Source organism: Pseudomonas sp. B37(2017) (assembly GCF_002112885.1).
GTDB lineage: Bacteria > Pseudomonadota > Gammaproteobacteria > Pseudomonadales > Pseudomonadaceae > Aquipseudomonas > Aquipseudomonas paraglycinae.
Genome location: NZ_NEIX01000003.1, coordinates 137,894 through 159,802 on the forward strand (window position 1 = coordinate 137,894; position 21,909 = coordinate 159,802).

Consider the following 21,909-nt stretch of genomic DNA (forward strand, 5'->3'; position numbering starts at 1 on the left):
GGCACCCTCAAAATAGGCGTACATCCTACCTGCTATGCCGGTCGCTGGCAGCCCGTCACTGCTTACTTGGCTGCATTCGCCTGACCTTTTCCAAGATTTGCCCTGGCCTGCAGGCCGACAAACAGCGGTTCGAGGATCGGCGCCACGAAGCGCGCACCGACTTCCGACAGGTGATTGTCATCGGTGTACAGCGAGTAACCACCGAGCTCGGCACGGCACAGGCCGCTTTCATCGCACAGCTTCGGCGCCGGATCGATGACTCGCACCGCCGGGTCTTTTGCCAGATCGGCGAACAGCTGACTGATGAACGCCTGGCGCTTGTGGTGTTCGGCGACATTCAGCCCGACGTCATCCACCGGGCGATCCAGCATCGCCAGCCGCGTCAGGCGGTACGGCGGACTGAAAGCCTGCAACGGCACCTCTTTCACCAGCCAGACCCGATGCCCACCGGCTCGCAACTGCGCCACCCGTGCACGAAGGCCTTCGGCCAGACGCTGCTCGGCGATGACCCGGTCGTAATGTCCGTCGGCTGCTTTCAATGCGTGATCCAGGCCACTTTTCGTGTCGCCATAGAGATACAGGCTCCAGCGCGCGACCAGCACCACATCGCTGACGTTCTGCGGCTTGAGTGCCTGCTCGACCCGCTGATTGAACCGTACGCAGCGAGCGTCATGTTCAATTCCCGCCACCGGAACGCAACCGGCCGAACTGGCGAGGATTACGCTGACACCATGGGCTTTGGCGCCATCGTCGAATATCGGAATCAGCGCCGTGGCATGGCTGTCACCCCAGACCAGCGCACGTGACGGGCGGTCCTGCTGGCCGTAGCGGCAGAACAGTTTGTCATCCGGCGTCTTGTCGTCGGCCAGGCATGCCATCAGTTCCGGCCGCCATTCGCGGCCCTTGGCGTATTGCAGCGCCTGATCGGACAGGCGCCACGGCAGGCCATCGGTCCAGCGCAGGGTTTGCCCTGCCAGCCCGAGCACCAGCACGCCGCAGGCACCCGCCAGGAGAATCTGCCGACGCCCGGCCAGCAAACGCCGCTCGCGAAACGGCGTCTCGACGAATTTCCACGACAGATAACCCAGCACCAGGGTCAGCAGGATCAGCCCGGCACTGTCGAAGGCGCTCGGTTCCTCGACGCTGGCGTAGCTGGAAAACACGAACACCGGCCAGTGCCACAGGTACCAGGAATAGGAAATCAGACCCAGGCCGACCATGACCCGGCTGCTCAAGAATTGACCCACCCAGGTCTGGCGATGACCGTTGGCCAGGATCAGCAGCACGACGCCAAGCACCGGCAGCAATGCGGCCGCACCGGGGAACGGCGTACGCTTGTCGAAACCGAACACCGCCAACAGAATCAGGCCCATGCCGAGCAGGCTCAACAGTTGTGCGGCCATCGGCTTGAGTCGCCAGGCATGCTTCGGCGCGATCGCCAGCATCGCACCGGCCAACAGCTCCCACGCCCGCATCGGCAACAGAAAGAAGGCTTTTTCCGGGTGATGATGGACCGCCCAGACACTCAACCCGAACGAAACGAGCAAGATGCCGAACAGCGCCAGCCGCCAGTGTTTCAAGCGGCTCGACATCAGGGTCAGCAACAGCGGAAAGACGATGTAGAACTGCTCCTCCACCGCCAGCGACCAGGTATGCAGCAGCGGTTTGAGGTCCGAGGCAACATCGAAATAGCCGTCCTGGCGCATGAACAGAATATTCGAGACGAACATCACCTGATAGCGCACCGAACGCCCGAGTTCTTCGTAGTCCTTGGGCGCCAGCAGGAACCAGCCTAACGCCAGCACCGCGATGATCATCGCAAACAGCGCCGGCAGAATCCGCCGCGCTCGCCGCGACCAGAACTCGACGAAGCTGAACCTGCCCGCCTGGCGCTGGTTCCAGATGATCGAGGTGATGAGGTAGCCGGAGATCACGAAAAACACGTCCACGCCGACAAAACCGCCGGTAATTCCGGGGACGCCAAAATGGAACAACACCACGGCAATTACAGCGACTGCGCGCAAGCCGTCGATATCCCTTCGATAAGCGAGTGTGCTCATAAATCCTTGATGCCAATCAGATGGTTATTTTTGTACAGCCTTGAATGCTGCTTCTTTGTTTTGCCAACTCAATGACCTTACCAGATCGCAAACCTCCCATCGTCCCGGACAGAAAACAGGCAAAAAAAATGGCGCCCCCTGAGGGACGCCATTTTCTGAATCAACCGACGATGTTACTTGCGCTTCATCGACAGGAAGAATTCGTCGTTGGTCTTGGTCGTTTTCAGCTTGTCGACCAGGAACTCGATGGCCGCCACTTCGTCCATCGGGTGCAGCAGCTTGCGCAGGATCCACATACGCTGCAGTTCGTCGTCGGCGGTCAACAGCTCTTCGCGACGGGTACCGGACTTGTTGATGTTGATGGCCGGGAACACACGTTTCTCGGCGATACGACGGTCCAGTGGCAGCTCCATGTTGCCGGTGCCCTTGAACTCTTCGTAGATCACTTCGTCCATCTTCGAGCCGGTTTCAACCAGCGCGGTGGCGATGATGGTCAGCGAGCCGCCTTCTTCGATGTTGCGCGCAGCGCCGAAGAAACGCTTCGGTTTCTCCAGGGCGTGGGCATCGACACCACCGGTCAGCACCTTGCCGGAGCTCGGGATCACGGTGTTGTAGGCACGGGCCAGACGAGTGATGGAGTCGAGCAGGATCACCACGTCCTTCTTGTGTTCGACCAGGCGCTTGGCCTTCTCGATCACCATTTCAGCCACTTGCACGTGGCGGGTCGGCGGCTCGTCGAAGGTCGAGGCAACCACTTCGCCGCGCACGGTGCGCTGCATTTCGGTCACTTCTTCCGGACGTTCGTCGATCAACAGCACGATCAGGTGAACTTCAGGATTGTTACGGGCGATGTTCGCTGCAATGTTCTGCAGCATGATCGTTTTACCGGCTTTCGGCGGTGCAACGATCAGACCACGCTGGCCTTTGCCGATCGGGGCGCACAGGTCGATCACACGACCGGTGAGGTCTTCGGTGGAACCGTTGCCGGCTTCCATCTTCATGCGCACGTTCGGGAACAGCGGGGTCAGGTTCTCGAAGAGAATCTTGTTCTTCGCGTTCTCAGGACGATCGAAGTTGATCGTGTCGACCTTGAGCAGGGCGAAATAACGCTCGCCTTCCTTCGGAGGGCGGATCTTGCCAACGATGGTGTCACCGGTGCGCAAGTTGAAACGGCGGATCTGGCTCGGCGAGACGTAGATGTCGTCAGGGCCGGCGAGATAGGAAGCGTCAGCGGAGCGCAGGAAGCCGAAGCCGTCCTGGAGAATCTCCAGCACGCCATCACCGGAGATTTCCTCACCGCTTTTAGCGTGCTTTTTCAGCAGGGAGAAAATCACGTCCTGCTTGCGCGAACGGGCCATATTTTCTATGCCCATCTGTTCGGCCAATTCGAGCAGTTCGGTAATCGGCTTTTGCTTGAGTTCAGTCAGATTCATATAGGAATGACGTAATCATTTATGGAGGGGGGAAATTAAGCTTTTGGCTTAATGAGGCCGCGCCGCGGAGAAGGCGACAGGATCGCGTACTTATTCGAAAAGGAGTGCGTCGGCGACGGCTAGCAGGGGGCAGTGGAGAAACCAGTGCGGGGCCGAATGTATCACCTGAGTTTCGGAGCGTCTAGCCCTGAATACGCAAAAAGCCCCGCAATTTGCGGGGCTTTTTGAGGACAATCTTTACCGCGACGCTTAGATGTTGGCGTCGAGGAAAGCAGCCAGTTGCGACTTCGACAGAGCGCCGACCTTGGTCGCTTCCACGTTGCCGTTCTTGAACAGCATCAGGGTCGGAATACCACGTACACCGTGCTTGGCAGGGGTTTCCTGGTTTTCGTCGATGTTCAGTTTGGCAACGGTCAGCTTGCCTTTGTAAGTCTCTGCAATCTCGTCCAGAACCGGAGCGATCATTTTGCAAGGGCCGCACCATTCAGCCCAGTAGTCGACCAGGACAGCGCCTTCGGCCTTGAGTACGTCGGCTTCGAAGCTAGCGTCGCTAACGTGTTTGATCAGATCGCTGCTCATGGAATTCTCCAGGTTGTAAGCAAAAAAACGTGGCCCATCATAGCCGCCCTTCCCTTGTTCAGGAAGCCGCAGATGATTGAGTCTTGCTATGGCACTCGATGAGTTTGGGTATAGCTCAAGTCACGCGCTGGCGGGGGCGATGAAGGAAATTCCGGTGCGCAGGGCCGCGTTGCGCACGTGCTCCTGCATGGCTTTCTGCGCGGCGGCAGAGGCCCGGCGGGCCAGGGCGCGGAGGATCTTGCGGTGTTCCTGCCAGGTTTCCATGGCCCGTTCCGCGCGGATGAACGGTAGTTTCTGGCTCTCCAGAAAGATGTCGGCGCTGGCGGTGAGGATGCTCAGCATCGCCTGATTGCCGCTGGCCAGCAGGATTCGCCGGTGGAATTCGAAATCCAGTTTCGCCGCGGCCTCGAAGTCGCCGGCGCGCAGTTGCTCGCGCATGGCGGCGACGTTGTCTTCCAGTTCGTCCAGATCAAACGTGCTCAGCGTCACCGCCGCCAATCCGGCCGCGAACCCTTCCAGCGCGTAGCGCAACTGAAAGATCTCCAGCGGCGAAGCCTGGGCTGCAAACGGCCAGGCCGGTGCGCCCTCGCCGCGCGGCAATTCCACCGGCGCCTGCACGAACACGCCCTTACCCGGCTGAATGCTGACCACGCCCAGCGCACTCAAGGACGACAACGCCTCACGCAATGACGCGCGACTGACACCCAGCTGAACCGCCAGATCCCGTTGCGAAGGCAGCGCATCGCCGGGGCCGAAGCCCTGCTCAGTAATCAGTTTGCGGATCGCTTGCAGCGCCACTTCGGGTACGGCGCGGGAGATCGAGTTCATGGTTTTCCAGACGGACCAGGCCAAGGTGCGGCCAGTTGTAAAGCTATTCGAGGCATCAGGCAAGTCGTGCCCCAGCGGGGTTCGACGGTGCGCATCGATGCGCTATCGCAGTGCGAAACCCGACCTGACTGTTCAGACCAGTAAGACCGAACAAACCCGCTAAACCCGTGGCTTTGCGGGGCTAAACCGTTGTCTTGGCACGGCCCATGCTCTGTCCGATCGCAGAATTCACTTCCCGCCGATCCGGAGATTGTCCATGACGAAGCGTTACAGCGCCCTCCTCGCCGCCCTGTTTGCCGGTCTGATGCTGAGCCAGGCCCCCGCCCATGCCGACGGTCTGGATGACGTGGTCAAACGCGGCACCTTGAAAGTCGCCGTGCCCCAGGACTTCCCGCCGTTTGGTTCGGTCGGCCCGGACATGAAGCCGCGCGGCCTCGATATCGACACCGCGAAACTGCTGGCCGAGCAGCTCAAGGTCAAACTCGAACTGACCCCGGTCAACAGCACCAACCGCATCCCGTTCCTCACCACCGGCAAGGTCGACCTGGTGATTTCCAGCCTCGGCAAGAACCCCGAGCGCGAGAAGGTCATCGATTTCTCCCGCGCCTATGCGCCGTTCTACCTCGCCGTATTCGGCCCGCCGGACGCAGCCGTCAGCACCCTCGACGACCTCAAGGGCAAGACCATCAGCGTCACCCGGGGCGCCATCGAAGACATCGAGCTGACCAAGGTCGCCCCTGAAGGCGTGACCATCAAACGCTTCGAAGACAACAACTCGACCATCGCCGCCTACCTCGCAGGCCAGGTCGACCTGATCGCCAGCGGCAACGTGGTGATGGTCGCGATCAGCGAAAAGAACCCGAAACGCGTGCCCGCGCTGAAAGTGAAGCTCAAGGATTCGCCGGTCTACGTCGGCGTAAACAAGAACGAGCCGGCGCTGCTGGGCAAGGTCAACGAGATCCTGGCCACCGCCAAGGCTGACGGCGCGCTGGAAAAGAACGCGCTGACCTGGCTCAAAGAGCCGCTGCCGGCCGACCTCTGACCGGCGACGCGGGAGACTTTCATGGCCTATCAGTTCGATTTCTTGCCGGTAGTGGAAAACACCGACCTGCTGCTGCGCGGGGCGCTGTTCACCCTTGAGCTGACGGCCATCGGCGCGCTGCTCGGGGTTGGCGTGGGCATCGTCGGGGCGCTGGTGCGGGCGTGGAACATCCGCCCGTTCTCGACGATCTTCGGCGTTTATGTGGAGTTGATCCGCAACACGCCATTCCTGGTGCAACTGTTCTTCATCTTCTTCGGCCTGCCGTCCCTCGGTGTACAGATTTCCGAGTGGCAAGCGGCGGTGCTGGCGATGGTGATCAACCTCGGCGCGTACTCGACCGAGATCATCCGCGCCGGAATCCAGGCGATTCCGCGCGGGCAGCTGGAAGCCGCAGCGGCATTGGCGATGAGCCGTTTCGAAGCGTTCCGCCATGTGGTGCTGTTGCCGGCGCTGGGCAAGGTCTGGCCGGCGCTGAGCAGCCAGATCATCATCGTCATGCTCGGTTCGGCGGTGTGTTCGCAGATTGCCACCGAGGAGTTGAGCTTCGCCGCCAACTTCATTCAGTCACGCAACTTCCGCGCCTTTGAAACCTACGCCCTGACCACCCTCATTTATCTGTGCATGGCGCTGCTGATCCGTCAGCTGTTGAACTGGCTCGGCCGGCGTTACCTGTCGAAAAGCAGTGCAAGGAGCAGCCAATGAGCGACTTCACGTTCTGGGACATCCTGCGCAACCTGCTGACCGGCCTGCAATGGACGCTGGCGCTGTCGCTGGTAGCGTTCATCGGCGGCGGGATCGTCGGGTTGCTGATCCTGATCATGCGCATCTCGAAAAACCCGCTGCCCAGCAGCATCGCCCGCACCTGGATCGAACTGTTCCAGGGCACCCCGCTGTTGATGCAGCTGTTTCTGGTGTTCTTCGGCGTGGCGCTGGCCGGGGTGGAGATTTCGCCGTGGATGGCGGCGGCGATTGCCCTGACGCTGTTCACCAGCGCCTACCTGGCGGAGATCTGGCGCGGCTGTGTGGAGGCGATTCCCAATGGTCAGTGGGAAGCTTCGTCGAGCCTGGCGTTGAATCCGCTGGAGCAACTGCGCTACGTGATCCTGCCGCAAGCGCTGCGCATTGCCGTGGCGCCGACCGTGGGTTTTTCGGTGCAAGTGGTCAAGGGCACCGCCGTGACCTCGATCATCGGCTTCACCGAACTGACCAAGACCGGCGGCATGCTCGCCAACGCCACCTTCGAACCGTTCATGGTCTACGGCCTCGTCGCCGCCGGCTACTTCCTGCTCTGCTACCCCCTGTCCCTCAGTGCGCGCTACCTGGAAAGGAGACTGCATGCCTCTGCTTAGAATTTCCGCCCTGCATAAATACTACGGCGATCACCACGTGCTCAAAGGCATCGACCTGAGCGTCGAGGAAGGCCAGGTGGTGGCGATTATCGGCCGCAGCGGCTCGGGCAAATCCACCCTGCTGCGCACCCTCAACGGCCTGGAGTCGATCAACGACGGCGTGATCGAAGTCGACGGCGAATACCTCGACGCCGCACGCGCCGATCTGCGCAGCCTGCGGCAGAAAGTCGGGATGGTGTTTCAGCAGTTCAACCTGTTTCCGCACCTGACCGTCGGCGAAAACGTGATGCTCGCGCCGCAAGTGGTGCAGAAAGTGCCCAAGGCCAAGGCGCAAGAGCTGGCGCGGCAGATGCTGGAGCGCGTCGGCCTGGGTGAAAAGTTCGATGCGTTCCCGGAACGCCTCTCGGGCGGCCAGCAACAGCGCGTGGCGATTGCCCGGGCGCTGGCAATGTCGCCGAAGGTGTTGCTGTGCGACGAGATCACCTCGGCGCTGGACCCGGAGCTGGTCAATGAAGTGCTCAGCGTGGTCCGCCAGCTCGCCAAAGAAGGCATGACGCTGATCATGGTCACCCACGAAATGCGCTTCGCCCGGGAGGTCGGGGACAAACTGGTGTTCATGCATCAGGGCAAGGTGCACGAGGTGGGAGATCCGAAAGTGCTGTTTGCCGATCCGCAGACGCCGGAGCTGGCGAATTTCATTGGCACCGTCGAAGCGACTGCCTGAAATGCTCTCAGCACCGGTAAAGGCCTCATCGCTAGCAGGCTAGCTCCCACAGGGGAGCGTATTTCAATGTGGGAGCTAGCCTGCTAGCGATTGACCGCGCCGCGGTCTTGAGACTTTATGCGCCGAATCAAGGGTTTGAACCATGCGCGTTGGCGGCAGCGTTTGATCGTGGCACGATGTCGGGGTTATCGACCGAGACCCCCTGACCATGCCGCAATCCCAAGCCAAGAATCTGTCCCTGATCGCCGCGATCGACCTGGGCTCCAACAGCTTCCATATGGTCGTGGCCAAGGCCCAGAACGGCGAAATCCGTATTCTCGAACGGCTCGGTGAAAAGGTTCAGCTGGCCGCCGGCATCGACGATGAGCGCCAGCTCAACGAAGAATCCATGCAGCGCGGGCTCGACTGCCTCAAGCGCTTTGCCCAACTGATCAACGGCATGCCGCTGGGCGCCGTGCGGATCGTCGGCACCAACGCCCTGCGCGAGGCGCGCAACCGTGGCGAATTCATCCGCCGCGCCGAAGAAATCCTCGGCCATCCGGTGGAAGTCATCTCCGGCCGTGAAGAGGCCCGCCTGATCTACCTCGGCGTGTCCCACACCCTCGCCGACACTCCGGGCAAACGTCTGGTCGCCGACATCGGCGGCGGCAGTACCGAATTCATCATCGGCCAGCGTTTCGAACCGCTGCTGCGCGAAAGCCTGCAAATGGGCTGCGTGAGTTTCACCCAGCGCTATTTCAAGGACGGCAAGATCACCCCGGCCCGCTACGCCCAGGCGTACACGGCGGCGCGGCTGGAAATCATGAGTATCGAACACGCCCTGCACCGCCTGACCTGGGATGAAGCCATCGGCTCCTCGGGCACCATCCGCGCCATCGGCCTGGCGCTGAAGGCCGGCGGCCACGGCACCGGCGAAGTGAATGCCGAAGGTCTGGCGTGGCTCAAGCGCCGCCTGTTCAAGCTGGGCGATGTCGACAAGATCGATTTCGAAGGCATCAAGCCGGATCGCCGGGCGATCTTCCCGGCAGGTCTAGCGATTCTCGAAGCGATCTTCGACGCCCTCGAACTGCAACGCATGGATCACTGCGAAGGCGCGCTGCGTGAAGGCGTGCTCTACGACCTGCTCGGCCGCCATCACCACGAAGACGTGCGCGAACGCACCCTGACCTCGCTGATGGAGCGCTACCACGTCGATCTGGAACAGGCCGCACGGGTCGAGCGCAAAGCCTTGCACGCGTTTGATCAAGTGGCCGTGGACTGGGAGCTGGACGACGGCATCTGGCGCGAACTGCTGGGCTGGGCGGCGAAAGTGCACGAAGTCGGGCTCGACATCGCTCACTATCACTACCACAAGCACGGCGCTTACCTGATCGAGCACTCGGACCTCGCCGGCTTCTCCCGCGAAGACCAGCAAATGCTCGCCCTGCTGGTGCGCGGCCACCGCCGCAACATCCCCAAAGACAAGTTCGCCGAGTTCGGCGACGACGGCGACAAGCTGATCCGCCTGTGCGTGCTGTTGCGCTTTGCCATCCTGTTCCACCACATCCGTGGCACCCAGGCGATGCCGCAAGTGGCACTGCATGCCAACGGCAGCAACCTCGACGTGGAATTCCCGGAGAACTGGCTGGATGAAAACCAGCTGACCCAGGCGGATTTCGGGCTTGAGGCCGAGTGGCTGACGCGGGTGGGGATTGTTCTGACCGTGCATTGAGTAACGGGCAGGCACAAAAAAGGCGATCCGGATGGATCGCCTTTTTTATGGCTTTAAAACCTGCGGTCAGCTGCTGACCGGCAGAATCGGGCTACCCAACCGCTCCAGCAACGTCGCCTGCGCACTGCGCGGGTTCTGGTTGCCGGTCGGCGTGTTGCGGATGTAGCGGCCGTCCGATTGCAGGCTCCAGCTGTGGGTGTTGTCGGTCAGGTACAGCTCCAGCTCTTTCTTGACCCGGGTCAGCAGCTTCTTGCCTTCCACCGGGAAGCAAGTCTCGACGCGCTTGTCGAGGTTGCGCTCCATCCAGTCGGCGCTGGACAGGAACATCTGCTCCTCGCCACCGTTGAGGAAGTAGAACACTCGGGTGTGTTCAAGGAAGCGACCGATGATCGAGCGCACGTGGATGTTGTGCGAAACCCCGGCGATGCCCGGACGCAGGCAGCACATGCCGCGCACCACCAGATCGATGCGCACGCCGGACTGGCTGGCCTTGTACAGCGCGCGGATGATCTTCGGATCGGTCAGCGAGTTGAACTTGGCGATGATGTGCGCCGGCTTGCCGTCGAGCGCGAATTGCGTCTCGCGCAGGATCATGTCGAGCATGCCCTTCTTCAGGGTGAACGGCGCATGCAGCAGCTTCTTCATGCGCAACGTTTTACCCATGCCGATCAACTGGCTGAACAGTTTGCCGACGTCTTCGCACAAGGCGTCGTCGGAGGTCAGCAGGCTGTAGTCGGTGTACAGACGGGCGTTGCCGGCGTGGTAGTTACCGGTGCCGAGGTGCGCGTAACGCACGATCTCGCCGGCCTCGCGACGCAGGATCAGCATCATCTTGGCGTGGGTCTTGAAGCCCACCACGCCATAGATCACCACCGCACCCGCCGCTTGCAGACGGCTGGCCAGTTGCAGGTTGGATTCTTCGTCGAAGCGCGCACGCAGCTCGATGACCGCCGTCACTTCCTTGCCGTTACGCGCGGCGTCCACCAGCGCATCGACAATTTCCGAGTTGGCGCCGGAGCGGTACAGGGTCTGGCGCACGGCCAGAACGTGCGGGTCCTTGGCGGCCTGGCGCAGCAGGTCGACCACCGGGGTGAACGACTCGAACGGGTGCAGCAGCAGGATGTCCTGCTTGCTGATCACGCTGAAAATGTTCTCGCTGTTCTGCAGCAGTTTCGGGATCTGCGGCGTGAACGGCGTGTATTGCAGCTCCGGATGGCTGTCCAGACCGGTGATGCTGAACAGACGCGTCAGGTTCACCGGACCGTTGACCTGATACAGCTCGGTTTCGCTCAGGTTGAACTGCTTGAGCAGGTAGTCCGACAGGTGTTTCGGGCAGGTGTCGGCGACTTCCAGGCGCACGGCGTCACCGTAACGACGGGAGAACAGCTCGCCACGCAGGGCGCGGGCCAGGTCTTCGACGTCTTCGGAGTCGAGCGCAAGGTCGGCGTTTCGGGTCAGACGGAACTGGTAGCAGCCTTTTACCTTCATGCCCTGGAACAGGTCATCGGCGTGGGCGTGGATCATCGACGACAGGAACACATAGTTGTCGCCAGGGCCGCCGACTTCTTCCGGCACCTTGATGATCCGCGGCAGCAGACGCGGCGCCGGGATGATCGCCAGACCGGAATCGCGGCCGAAGGCGTCGATGCCTTCGAGCTCGACGATGAAGTTCAGGCTCTTGTTCACCAGCAACGGGAACGGGTGCGTCGGGTCGAGGCCGATCGGGGTGATGATCGGTGCGATCTCGTCGCGGAAATAGCGGCGCACCCAGGTCTTGAGCTTGGTCGTCCAGTTGCGCCGGCGGATGAAACGCACCTGATGCTTTTCCAGCTCCGGCAGCAGGATGTCGTTGAGGATCGCGTACTGGCGGTCGACATGACCGTGCACCAGCTCGCTGATGCGGGCCAGGGCCTGATGCGGTTGCAGGCCATCAGCACCGGCCTGTTCACGGGCGAAGGTGATTTGTTTCTTGAGGCCGGCGACGCGGATTTCGAAGAATTCGTCGAGGTTGCTGGAGAAGATCAGCAGGAACTTCAGCCGCTCCAGCAACGGGTAGGACTCGTCCAGCGCCTGTTCCAGCACGCGGATGTTGAACTGCAGTTGCGACAACTCCCGGTGGATGTACAGGCTGCTGTCATCCAGGCCGGGAATCGCGATCGCCGGAACCGCCGCGGCAGGCTCGGTTGCCGGCGCGGGTGGCGCTGGCTCCAGTTCCGGCGGGGTTTCGGTAATCTGCTCGACCACGGGTTGAGCTTCTTTTACGGCAACTTCAGTGAGTCCTTCGGTATTCATCGAATGTTCCTGGGAGGGCTATTTCTGCTCTCGTAACAATTGAGCGGCACGGACAGCAAAGTAAGTCAGGATGCCATCGGCGCCGGCACGTTTAAAGGCGGTCAGGGATTCGAGGATCACGCCTTCGCTCAACCAGCCATTCTGGATCGCCGCCATGTGCATGGCGTATTCGCCGCTAACTTGATAGACGAAGGTCGGCACTTTGAAGGCATCTTTTACCCGGAACAAAATGTCCAGGTACGGCATGCCGGGTTTGACCATGACCATGTCCGCGCCTTCAGACAAGTCCGCGCCCACTTCGTGCAGCGCTTCGTCGCTGTTGGCCGGGTCCATCTGATAGGAGGCCTTGTTCGCCTTGCCCAGGTTCGCGGCCGAACCCACGGCATCGCGGAACGGGCCGTAATAGGCGCTCGCGTACTTGGCCGAGTAGGCCATGATCCGCACGTTGACGTGACCGGCCAGCTCCAACGCTTCGCGGATCGCCTGAATGCGGCCGTCCATCATGTCCGACGGGGCAACCACCTGGGCGCCGGCAGCGGCGTGAGACAACGCCTGTTTGACCAGTGCATCGACAGTGATGTCGTTCTGCACATAGCCTTCTTCATCGAGAATGCCGTCCTGACCGTGGGTGGTGAACGGGTCGAGGGCGACGTCGGTGATCACGCCCAGCTCGGGGAATCGGTCACGCAGGGCACGGGTGGCGCGCTGGGCGATACCTTCGGGATTCCAGGCTTCGGCGGCATCGAGGGATTTGAGTTCGGGCGGGGTAACCGGGAACAGCGCCAGCGCCGGGATTCCCAGTTCGACCCATTTGGCGGCTTCTTCAAGCAGCAGGTCGATGGTCAGGCGCTCGACACCCGGCATCGAGGCCACGGCTTCGCGACGGTTTTCACCGTCGAGCACGAACACCGGCAGGATCAGGTCATCGACCGTCAACACATTCTCACGCACCAGCCGCCGGGAAAAATCATCACGGCGATTGCGACGCAGGCGGGTGGCAGGGAACAGACGGTTGGCTGGGGTAAAGCTCACGGCAGACTCCTGAGCCCGCGCAAACGGGCGAGCGTGACAGTTATAGATGGCCATTATGACCAACGTATTACAGTTATGTGCACCCCTGCGACAGGTAGTCGCTTTCCATTGTCCGTGTAGGAAATGTTCACGTCGAGACACATTTCGACACTTTCCTGAATGTGTCCGAAGGGTTAGGCTGCGCGTTCATTTCGCCAGCACCCAGACAATGCTCCAACAATTTCTGCATGACTTCGGCTACTTTGCCCTGTTTCTCGGCACGTTTTTCGAAGGCGAAACCATCCTGGTGCTCGCGGGCTTCCTCGCGTTCCGTGAATACATGGACATCAAACTGGTGGTGGTCGTGGCGTTCTTCGGCAGCTATGCCGGCGATCAGCTGTGGTACTTCCTGGGCCGCAAGCACGGACGCAAGTTGCTGGCGCGCAAACCGCGCTGGCAGATGATGGGCGACCGCGCGCTGGAACACATCCGCAAGCACCCGGACATCTGGGTCCTGAGCTTTCGCTTCGTATACGGCCTGCGCACGGTGATGCCGGTGGCGATCGGCCTGTCGGGCTATCCGCCGGGACGTTATCTGCTGCTGAACGGCATCGGCGCTGCGATCTGGGCCACCGCCCTGGCCGCCGCTGCTTACCATTTCGGCGCCGTGCTCGAAGGCATGCTCGGCAGCATCAAGAAGTATGAATTGTGGGTACTGGGCGCGCTGCTGGTGCTTGGCCTGGGCCTGTGGCTGCGCCGCCGGTTCAAGAATGCCCGGCTGGCGAAAAAGGTCTACGAGGAAGAGCAGGCCGAGCAACTGGCCAAGGCCGAACGGCACAAAGCCGAAATGGCCAAGGCCGCCGACCCTAAGACGCCAGCCGAGTAAGTCTCTGGCGGCAGCAATACAGCCCGATGCCGCTGAGCAGGCTGTAACTGAGCAGGCCGACCCACATCCCCGGGCTGGCCGGCCACAGCCCGACCAGCGGCGCCAGCCACACCAGCGGCAGGTTCGATGCCAGCCGCAGCACTTCCAGCCTCCCCGCCCACGGGCGATTCTCCAGGGCCACGCCCAATACGAACAAACCGAACGCCACCGCGCCCCAGCCGAGCAGCAATGCGCCGGTGGGCAGACTGCGTTCCAGGTTCAGCAGATAACTGCCCAGCGCCACATACACGCCGAACTGCAACCCCACGTACCACTGCTGACGGCTGTCCAACGGCACCTCGAACTTGCGGAACTGACTCAGGTCCGGCTTGCTCATCGGGTACTTCGCCGCGACGTCCGCCGGACGCCAGCCGGTGCGCATGAACCAGATCCGGATCTTGTCCCACGTACGCTCGGCCCGGCGCGCGTCATCCCATAGCTGCGCGTAAAACTGCAGGTTGGCCCACAACGGATTCCAGCTCGCCAACGGTGTGGTCACGCCGAAAATCACCGGTTCGTTGTCGTCCTCTTCCTGGAACGAGCCGAACAGACGGTCCCAAATAATGAACACCCCGCCGTAGTTGCGATCCATGTAGAGAGCGTTCTGTGCATGGTGGGCCCGATGATTGGACGGCGTGACGAAGCACCACTCGAACCAGCCGAGCTTGGGAATGTGCCGGGTGTGGACCCAGAACTGGTAGAGCAGATTCAGCGCCGCGACACTGACGAACACCAGCAGCGGCACCCCGAGTACCGCCATCGGCAGGTAGAAAATCCAGCCCAGCAGAAACCCGGTACTGGTCTGGCGCAAGGCTGTGGAAAGGTTGTAGTCCTCGCTTTGGTGATGCACCGAATGCGCGGCCCAGAGGATGTTGCGTTCATGGCCCATGCGATGCAGCCAGTAATAGCAGAAGTCATAGAGGACAAAGGCAAACACCCAGACCCATACGCTGTTCGCAGGCAACCTGACCAGCGCCAGGTGCTCAAGGGCAAACGCATAGGTCACCAGGCCCACGCCCTTGGTCAACAGGCCGGTGGTGGTCGACAACACCCCGGTGCTGATGCTGTTCACCGCATCGGCCAGGCGATAGTTGCTCACCCCGCGCCAGCGGTCGGCGATGAGCTCCGCCGCAATCAATACGAAGAAAAAAGGCACCGCATACAAAATGAAGTTCATGACGCGCCCTGATCGAGATCCGTGTGCACAGATCCTAGGTGTAGCCGGGGCTAGACCCTATGGCAACGAACGACAAATTAGTGGACATTTAACGCCATGAATCTGGAGAGAAACCCATGAGCAAAAAAGTTGCAGTGATCCTGTCCGGTTGCGGCGTGTACGACGGCGCCGAGATCCACGAAAGCGTCATCACCCTGCTGCGCCTCGACCAGCGCGGCGCACAAGTGCAGTGCTTCGCCCCGAACATTGCGCAATTGCATGTGATCAACCACCTGACCGGTGAAGAAATGCCCGAATCGCGCAACGTGCTGGTGGAATCGGCACGCATCGCCCGGGGCAACGTCAAGGATCTGCGCGAGGCCGATGTCGAGGACTTCGATGCGCTGATCGTGCCCGGCGGTTTCGGTGCGGCGAAGAACCTGTCGAACTTCGCCATCGAAGGCGCCGGCTGCACCGTGCAGCCGGAAGTGCTGGCGCTGGCCGAAGCCTTTGCCGAAGCGGGCAAGCCTGTTGGCCTGATCTGCATCTCGCCGGCACTGGCCGCGAAGATCTACGGCCCGGGCGTGACCTGCACCATCGGCAACGATGCCGACACGGCCGCTGCCATGAACAAGATGGGCGCCACCCACGAAGACTGCGCGGTGACCGACATCATCGAAGACAAGGCGCGCAAACTGGTGACCACCCCGGCCTACATGCTGGCGCAGACGATCAGCGAGGCGGCTTCGGGGATCAACAAGCTGGTGGATCGGGTGTTGGAACTGACCCACGAAAACGACGCCTGACCGGCGATAGTGATCGTTCCCACGCTCCGCGTGGGAATGCAGCCTTGGACGCTCCGCGTCTGCCTTGCATCGGCGGTGAGGCTGGGACGCGGAGCGTCCCGAGAGGCGTTCCCACGCAGAGCGTGGGAACGATCAAACCTGGCGCGCCAGCCGCGTCAGGATCCGGTCCAGCGCATTGGCGAACGCCTGCTTCTCGCGGTCACCGAACGGTGCCGGACCGCCGCTGACCTGGCCCTGTTCACGCAGGTCAGTGAACAGATTGCGAGTCGCCAGCCGCTCACCCATGTTCTGTGCGTCGAACTCCTTGCCTCGCGGGTCCAGCGCTGCAACGCCCTTCTTCACCAGCCGGTCGGCCAGCGGGATGTCGCTGCAAATCACCAGTTCGCCCGGCACCGCGTGTTCCACCAGATAATCATCCGCCGCATCCGGGCCGCTCGGCACCACGATCAGCTTGACGATCGCCAGCGCCGGTTTGCTCTGCGGTTGCCCCGCCACCAGCACCACTTCGAAGCGGCGCTTGAGGGCGAACTTCACCACCAGCTCTTTGGCCATCTTCGGGCAGGCGTCGGCATCGATCCATACGCGCATGTTTTCTACCTCCAAAAAATTCGCGAGCAAGCTCGCTCCCACAGATTACGCACCAACCCTGTGGGAGCGAGCTTGCTCGCGAATATGAGCGCAGCGAATGCCTTTAAGCAGCAGTCACCCTACGTTTTTCAGCCACCCAGCTACGACCATACAGCACGATAATCGCCGCAATCGCCACGGCCTGCGCCGTCAGCGAGTACGCATCGGCATGAATCCCCAGCCAGTCGAAATCGAAGAACGCCACCGGGCGGGTGCCGAAGATCCCGGCTTCCTGCAACGCCTTCACGCCGTGGCCGGCGAATACCACCGACAACGCGCAGAGCAGCGCTGCGTTGATGCTGAAGAACAGCGTCAGCGGCAGTTTCGCCGAGCCGCGCAAGATCACCCACGCCAGACCGAACAGCAGCACCAGCGCCGTCGCGCCGCCGGCGAGTACCGCGTTATGCCCGGCGGGACCGGCCTGCAGCCACAGGGTTTCGTAGAACAGGATCACTTCGAACAGCTCGCGGTACACCGAGAAGAACGCCAGGATCGCGAAACCGAAACGCCCGCCTCCGCCCACCAGGCTCTGCTTGATGTAATCCTGCCAGGCCGCCGCGTGCCGACGGTCGTGCATCCACACGCCGAGCCACAACACCATGACGCTGGCAAACAGCGCCGTGGCGCCTTCCAACAGTTCACGCTGGGAGCCGCTGACATCGATCACATACGCCGCCAGCGCCCAGGTGCCGAGGCCGGCCAGCAGCGCCAGCCCCCAGCCGACGTTGACGCTGCGCACCGCCGATTGCTGGCCGGTGTTGCGCAGGAACGCGAGGATCGCCGCCAGCACCAGAATCGCTTCCAGACCTTCGCGCAGCAGAATCAGCAGACCGGAGATGTAGCTCAGCGACCAGCTCAGACCATCGCTGCCCAACAGGCCGGCGGATTCCTTGAGTTTGGCCTTGGCCGCGTCCAGACGCTGCTCGGCCTGCTCCACCGGCAAGCCGTCCTGCAACGATTGCCGATAGGCCATCAGGGATTTTTCGGTGTCCTTGCGCACGTTGGCGTCGACGTTGTCCAGCGAGCTTTCGACCAGTTCGAAGCCTTCCAGATACGCCGCCACCGACAGGTCATAGGCCTGATCGTGCTCACCGGCGCGGTACGCCGCCAAGCTCTTGTCCAGCGTCGCGGCGGTGTAGTCGAGCAACTGCGCCGGGCCGCGCTTGACCTGCGGCGGCTGCGCCCGTTGCACACGGAAGATCGCGGCGGCTTCAGCGCCTTCGGCGGCCTGCACTTCGGCCGGGGTCTGGCGGGCCAGATCGGCAATGTTGTAGGTCTTGTCGGATTTGGCCGTGGCCGGATCGGCGCTGAACTGCGCGATGTAGGTCGCCAGATCCCAGCGCTGACGGTCATCCAGCTGATCGGCGAAGGCTGGCATGTCAGTGCCTTCGACGCCCTGGCCGAGAGTGCTGTAGATCGCGTACAGGCTCAGGTGATCCATCCGCGCAGCGTCGCGCAGATTGGCCGGCGCCGGCGTCATGCCGAGACCCGCCGGGCCGTCGCCGGCACCCGTGTCGCCGTGGCACACCGAGCAGTTTTGCGCGTACAGCGGCGCACCACGGGTCGGATCGGGCGTGATAATCGGGGCCTGGCTGACTTCATAAGCCACCGCCAGTTTCGCCCCCAGTTGCCGGGCCTGACGGGCGACGTCCGCGCCATCCTGTTTCGCCGTGATCGCGGCGTGCAAGGCAGTCACGCCCTGCTCCAGCGCCGCTTTCTCCGGTTTGGCCGGCAGACCGGCGATCAGCCCTTGCAGCACCTGGGTGAATTCCAGCTGCTCGCGGTACTCGCCGTCGTCGATGACTTTGCCTGCCTCTACCGTCGGCGGGTAATCGGCGCTGATGTAATCGAGCAGGTGCAGCGCTTGCGGCGCGCCTTCCACGGTGTCGGCCAGCAGATTGAAGCTGCTCAGGGCGCACAACGGGAACACCAGCCAGGCCAGAAATCGGGACGCGGCAGTCATGAATGAGTCTCAAGTGGAAATGCGAAGTTACATATTGTTCACGTCGAGCGCGTTTCCCTCAAGCTTTCTTGGCGGCCCAACGGGTTTTAGCGCAAGGGTGCACTCGCCTTGCGGTAGTGTTCGGCCATGAATTCGACGAACACCTGCACCTTCAGCGCCACATGCCGGGCGTGGGGATACAGCGCGTAGTAATGCCGCTGGCCGAGGCTGTAGTTGGGCAGGATTTGCACCAGCCGGCCATGCAACAGATCGTCCTGCACCGTGGCCCGGGTGAACGCGGCAATGCCGACACCGGCCAGCGCCGCCGCATGCAGCGAGCTGATCGAGTCCGCCTTGAACCGCCCCTGGGCACGCACCGCTGTCGTCAGCCCGCGCGCATCGGTCAACGACCAGTCGCCACCGCCGGCGAACGCGAGCAATTGATGGTCGGCCAGCTCACTGACCTGGCGGATCAGACCGTGTCGCGCGACGTAGGTCGGCGAGGCCACCAGCACCATCTCGGACACCGTCAGCAGACGCGCCACCAGGGATGAATCCGCCAGCGGCCCGCAGATGCGCAGCGCCACGTCGAAGCCTTCGGCGATCAGGTCGACGAAACGGTCATCGCAGGACAGATCGACCTCAACCTCGGGATAACGCTGCTGAAACGCCGGCAGCCAGCTCGCCAGTTCCAGCGTGCCGATCACCACCGGCGCGCTGATGCGCAACAGTCCACTGGGGGTTTCACGGGCCTGCCCGACCGCCAGCGCGGCCTGATCGAGGCGGTCGAGAATGTCCACGCACGCGGCGTAATACTGCTGCCCCGCCGTGGTCAGGCTGAAGCGCCGGGTGTTGCGGTTGATCAGGCGCGTGCCGAGCTCCGCCTCCAGTTGCTGGAGCTGACGGGAGATCGTCGAATGCGTGGTGTCGAGCCGCTCGGCGGCGGCTGTGAAGCCGCGACACTCGACGATGCAACGGAACGCGCGCATGGCCAACAGCTGATTCATCGAAGCCCTCAGTCGAGTGGCAGGCGAACGATCTGCTGCGTGGTCATGACGTCACCGAAGGTGTCTTCGATTTCGGCCAGCGCCGCGCGGTGCAGGCTGTCCTTGTCGACGGTGTCGCCGTTGACGCGGGTGATCGCCCGGGTCGCCGAAGCGTCGGATGCTACCACGACCTGATAGCCCAACGGTGCAGCGTCCCGGGCACCGCCGGCAACGCAGGCGTGGGTCATCAGCCCGGCGAAAATCACGGTCTTGATGCCGGCCTGCTTGAGCTGGCGATCAAGGTCGGTGCTGGCGAACACGCTGACCGTGGACTTTTGCAGCACGTGATCCTGCGCCCTCGGCTGCATCAGCGGATGAAACTTCACGGTCTCGCCACCCTGCGCAAACACCGGCGAACCGGCGGGCGCGACGTGCTGAACCTGGAACACCGGCATCTTCGCCTGATCGGCAAAGCGGATCAGCTCACGGGCCTTGTTCATGGCCGCGATGCCGTCGGGAATCGGCAGACGCCCGCTGAAGTACTCGTTCTGGAAATCAATCACCACCAGCGCGGTGGTCTTCGGGTCGAGGCGCTCGATCGGCACCGCGCCGGATATTGCACGAATGGTTGGATGAGCATCCGGTGCAGTACTGGCCATCGCACTGCTGACCGCAGCGAGACCAAGACTGGCGAACAGGATTCTGAAAACTGAGCTGCAGCGATACGTTTGCGAGAGAGTCATGGCGCGGTTCCTGTAGAGAGGCGTGTAAGTCGGCCAAGTCTAGGAATCCGCAAACGGCCTGACCACGGCAGTATTGGCACATGATCTGTGCAACTTTTGCACAGACCATGTGAAAAAATCTGCCCGGCAATTAGCCATCATCTCCCACTATAATGCGCCACTTCAGTCGCCCTTCTGTTCAAGGAAGAACCCCTCGCCATGCGCCATTGCCTGCTGTTTTCCCTGTTGTTCAGCATCGTCTTGCAGTTGAGCGGTTGCGGGGCCTACCGCAATTACGATCTGGAACTGCAACAGACCACCGATCAGTTGAAAGCGGGCGACACCAACGGTGCGCTGGCCCTGATCGAGGCGCATAACCCGGATGAAGAAAAAGACCTGCTGTATTACTTCGAGAAAGGCGCGGTACTCAGCGCTGCCGGGGAGTTGCCGCAAAGTCAGGTCGCCTGGCGCAGCGCCGAACAGATGGTGATCCAGCGTCAGGACACCATAGAAACCACCGGCGACAAGTTGCTGTCCGCCCTGGGCAATCAATGGGGCAGCATCATCAACGACAAGATTCGTCGCTACGATGGTTACGACTATGAAAAGGTCATGCTGACCACGCAGATGGCCCTGAACCAGTTGGCCGTGAATGATTTCGACGGTGCCCGTGCGGACATCAAGAAAACCCACGAGCGCGAAACCCTGATCGCCCGGCAACGAGAACTGGAATACGAGCGCATTGAAAATGCCGCCAAGGCCCAGGGCGCGCGCGTTCATTACAAGGATCTGCAAGGTTACCCGGTGGTCATGCTGGACTCGCCGGCGGTCATCGCTCTGAAGAACGGCTATCAAAGTGCGTTCAGCCACTATCTGGCCGGCTTCACTTATGAAGCCCTGGGTGAAAAGGATCTGGCCGCACCCGGTTACCGTCAGGCCATAGAACTGCGTCCTGACATGCCGTTCTTCCAACAGGCATTGCATGACCTCGACAGCCCCGGGCTCAAGGCGGACGAAAGCGATGTGCTGATCATCGTGCAAAGCGGGCTGGCGCCGGCTCGCAGTTCGGTGCGAGTGCCGTATCCGGTGAAGCTTGAGGACGGTCAGGTGATCGTGGCCAATGTGTCGTTTCCGGTGATGGTGCCCGACACGTCCACCCAACCCTTCAATCAGATCAGCCTCGACGGTCGTCCAAAGAAGCTGATCACGGTCAACAACATTACCGACATGTCCTTGCGCACTCTGCGTGACGACATGCCCGGGATCATCCAGCGCACCACGTATCGCGCGTTCCTGGCGGCAGACGTCCAGGGCACCGACAATCGGCGCAACCCGGCCAAGGCGTCCTATGTGACCCATTACGATGGATTCGAGCACGCAGACACCCGCACCTGGCGCACCCTGCCCAACCTCACCCAGGTAGTGCGCCTGCGGCTGAAGAAAGGCGAGCACATGATCAATCTGCCTACCGCACCCGGTGTCGCACCGCTGAAAATCCGCATCGATCAGGATCGTCAGATCATCGGCCTGCGCGCCCTGGGCGACAGAATCTATGCCAACGGCAGCGCTTTCCAGGCCTCCACATCGCCGGAAAGCCGCGTGGTATCCGGCCTGAAATAAGTAATGGCACCTAACTAACCGGTGCAATTAAAAAGCTATTACATAGCCAGCACCGCCCGCTTATAATGCCGCGCCCGCGCTATCGCGATGCGGCAT

Annotated in this window: 19 protein-coding genes; 8 read left to right on the plus strand and 11 right to left on the minus strand. The window is 61.8% G+C overall.

Going from position 1 to position 21,909, the window contains the following annotated elements; translation table 11 throughout:
• Nucleotides 1-62: 62 nt before the first annotated feature.
• From CAF90_RS09890 to CAF90_RS09905, 4 genes are all read right to left on the minus strand, one after another.
• Nucleotides 63-2,060 (minus strand): acyltransferase family protein, encoded by a 1,998-nt coding sequence (locus CAF90_RS09890; protein WP_085606031.1) that lies wholly within the window; start codon nt 2,058-2,060, stop codon nt 63-65.
• A gap of 173 nt (nt 2,061-2,233) precedes the next feature.
• Entirely contained in the window at nt 2,234-3,493 is a 1,260-nt protein-coding gene (gene rho / locus CAF90_RS09895) for a transcription termination factor Rho (RefSeq protein WP_007951825.1), read from the minus strand.
• A 249-nt stretch (nt 3,494-3,742) separates the two neighbouring features.
• The gene (gene trxA / locus CAF90_RS09900; RefSeq protein ID WP_003206727.1) at nt 3,743-4,072 is read right to left on the minus strand and encodes a thioredoxin TrxA; all 330 of its coding nucleotides are present in this window, start codon (nt 4,070-4,072) and stop codon (nt 3,743-3,745) included.
• A 120-nt stretch (nt 4,073-4,192) separates the two neighbouring features.
• Nucleotides 4,193-4,900 carry a FadR/GntR family transcriptional regulator gene (locus CAF90_RS09905; RefSeq protein WP_007951828.1) on the minus strand — a complete coding sequence of 236 codons (708 nt, stop codon included), beginning with the start codon at nt 4,898-4,900 and terminating at the stop codon, nt 4,193-4,195.
• Nucleotides 4,901-5,156: 256 nt separating this feature from the next.
• On the opposite strand from CAF90_RS09905, the gene CAF90_RS09910 reads away from it, so the two are divergent.
• The 5 genes from CAF90_RS09910 to ppx all read left to right on the plus strand — a co-directional run bounded on the left by CAF90_RS09910 (nt 5,157) and on the right by ppx (nt 9,726).
• The gene (locus CAF90_RS09910) at nt 5,157-5,942 is read left to right on the plus strand and encodes a transporter substrate-binding domain-containing protein (RefSeq protein ID WP_085606033.1); all 786 of its coding nucleotides are present in this window, start codon (nt 5,157-5,159) and stop codon (nt 5,940-5,942) included.
• Between the two features lie 21 nt (nt 5,943-5,963).
• Nucleotides 5,964-6,644, plus strand: a complete 681-nt coding sequence (locus CAF90_RS09915; RefSeq protein ID WP_085606035.1) for an amino acid ABC transporter permease — start codon at nt 5,964-5,966, stop codon at nt 6,642-6,644.
• Complete coding sequence (locus CAF90_RS09920; RefSeq protein WP_085606037.1) at nt 6,641-7,291, plus strand: amino acid ABC transporter permease; 651 nt, start codon at nt 6,641-6,643, stop codon at nt 7,289-7,291. The genes CAF90_RS09915 and CAF90_RS09920 overlap by 4 nt, the downstream gene beginning before the upstream one ends.
• Nucleotides 7,278-8,015: an amino acid ABC transporter ATP-binding protein gene (locus CAF90_RS09925; protein ID WP_064600296.1), complete on the plus strand. Its 738-nt coding sequence runs from the start codon at nt 7,278-7,280 to the stop codon at nt 8,013-8,015. The genes CAF90_RS09920 and CAF90_RS09925 overlap by 14 nt, the downstream gene beginning before the upstream one ends.
• A 208-nt stretch (nt 8,016-8,223) precedes the next feature.
• A complete protein-coding gene (gene ppx, locus CAF90_RS09930; RefSeq protein ID WP_085606039.1) occupies nt 8,224-9,726 on the plus strand; it encodes an exopolyphosphatase in 1,503 nt (500 codons plus the stop codon).
• Nucleotides 9,727-9,792: 66 nt separating this feature from the next.
• Here ppx and ppk1 read toward each other — a convergent pair whose 3' ends face one another.
• Nucleotides 9,793-12,018, minus strand: a complete 2,226-nt coding sequence (gene ppk1, locus CAF90_RS09935) for a polyphosphate kinase 1 (protein WP_007951835.1) — start codon at nt 12,016-12,018, stop codon at nt 9,793-9,795.
• 18 nt (nt 12,019-12,036) lie between these two features.
• Nucleotides 12,037-13,050: a porphobilinogen synthase gene (gene hemB, locus CAF90_RS09940; RefSeq protein ID WP_007951836.1), complete on the minus strand. Its 1,014-nt coding sequence runs from the start codon at nt 13,048-13,050 to the stop codon at nt 12,037-12,039.
• Nucleotides 13,051-13,258: 208 nt separating this feature from the next.
• Between hemB and CAF90_RS09945 the strand changes: the two genes are divergently transcribed.
• Nucleotides 13,259-13,915 (plus strand): DedA family protein, encoded by a 657-nt coding sequence (locus CAF90_RS09945; RefSeq protein ID WP_085606041.1) that lies wholly within the window; start codon nt 13,259-13,261, stop codon nt 13,913-13,915.
• Here CAF90_RS09945 and CAF90_RS09950 read toward each other — a convergent pair.
• Entirely contained in the window at nt 13,896-15,131 is a 1,236-nt protein-coding gene (locus CAF90_RS09950; protein WP_085606043.1) for a sterol desaturase family protein, read from the minus strand. The genes CAF90_RS09945 and CAF90_RS09950 overlap by 20 nt on opposite strands.
• A 116-nt stretch (nt 15,132-15,247) precedes the next feature.
• Here CAF90_RS09950 and elbB point away from each other — a divergent pair, with 116 nt between their 5' ends.
• Entirely contained in the window at nt 15,248-15,916 is a 669-nt protein-coding gene (gene elbB, locus CAF90_RS09955; RefSeq protein WP_085606045.1) for an isoprenoid biosynthesis glyoxalase ElbB, read from the plus strand.
• A 132-nt stretch (nt 15,917-16,048) separates the two neighbouring features.
• On the opposite strand, the gene CAF90_RS09960 is transcribed toward elbB, so the two are convergent.
• From CAF90_RS09960 to CAF90_RS09975, 4 genes are all read right to left on the minus strand, one after another.
• A complete protein-coding gene (locus CAF90_RS09960) occupies nt 16,049-16,504 on the minus strand; it encodes a YaiI/YqxD family protein (protein WP_085606047.1) in 456 nt (151 codons plus the stop codon).
• Nucleotides 16,505-16,607: 103 nt separating this feature from the next.
• A complete protein-coding gene (locus CAF90_RS09965; protein WP_085606049.1) occupies nt 16,608-18,506 on the minus strand; it encodes an FTR1 family protein in 1,899 nt (632 codons plus the stop codon).
• Nucleotides 18,507-18,592: 86 nt separating this feature from the next.
• The gene (locus CAF90_RS09970) at nt 18,593-19,492 is read right to left on the minus strand and encodes a LysR family transcriptional regulator (protein WP_085606051.1); all 900 of its coding nucleotides are present in this window, start codon (nt 19,490-19,492) and stop codon (nt 18,593-18,595) included.
• Nucleotides 19,493-19,500: 8 nt separating this feature from the next.
• On the minus strand, nt 19,501-20,214 hold the full coding sequence (locus CAF90_RS09975) for a cysteine hydrolase family protein (RefSeq protein WP_256578427.1): 714 nt from the start codon (nt 20,212-20,214) through the stop codon (nt 19,501-19,503).
• A gap of 198 nt (nt 20,215-20,412) precedes the next feature.
• Between CAF90_RS09975 and CAF90_RS09980 the strand changes: the two genes are divergently transcribed.
• Nucleotides 20,413-21,813, plus strand: a complete 1,401-nt coding sequence (locus tag CAF90_RS09980) for a COG3014 family protein (protein WP_085606053.1) — start codon at nt 20,413-20,415, stop codon at nt 21,811-21,813.
• The last annotated feature ends 96 nt before the right edge of the window (nt 21,814-21,909 follow it).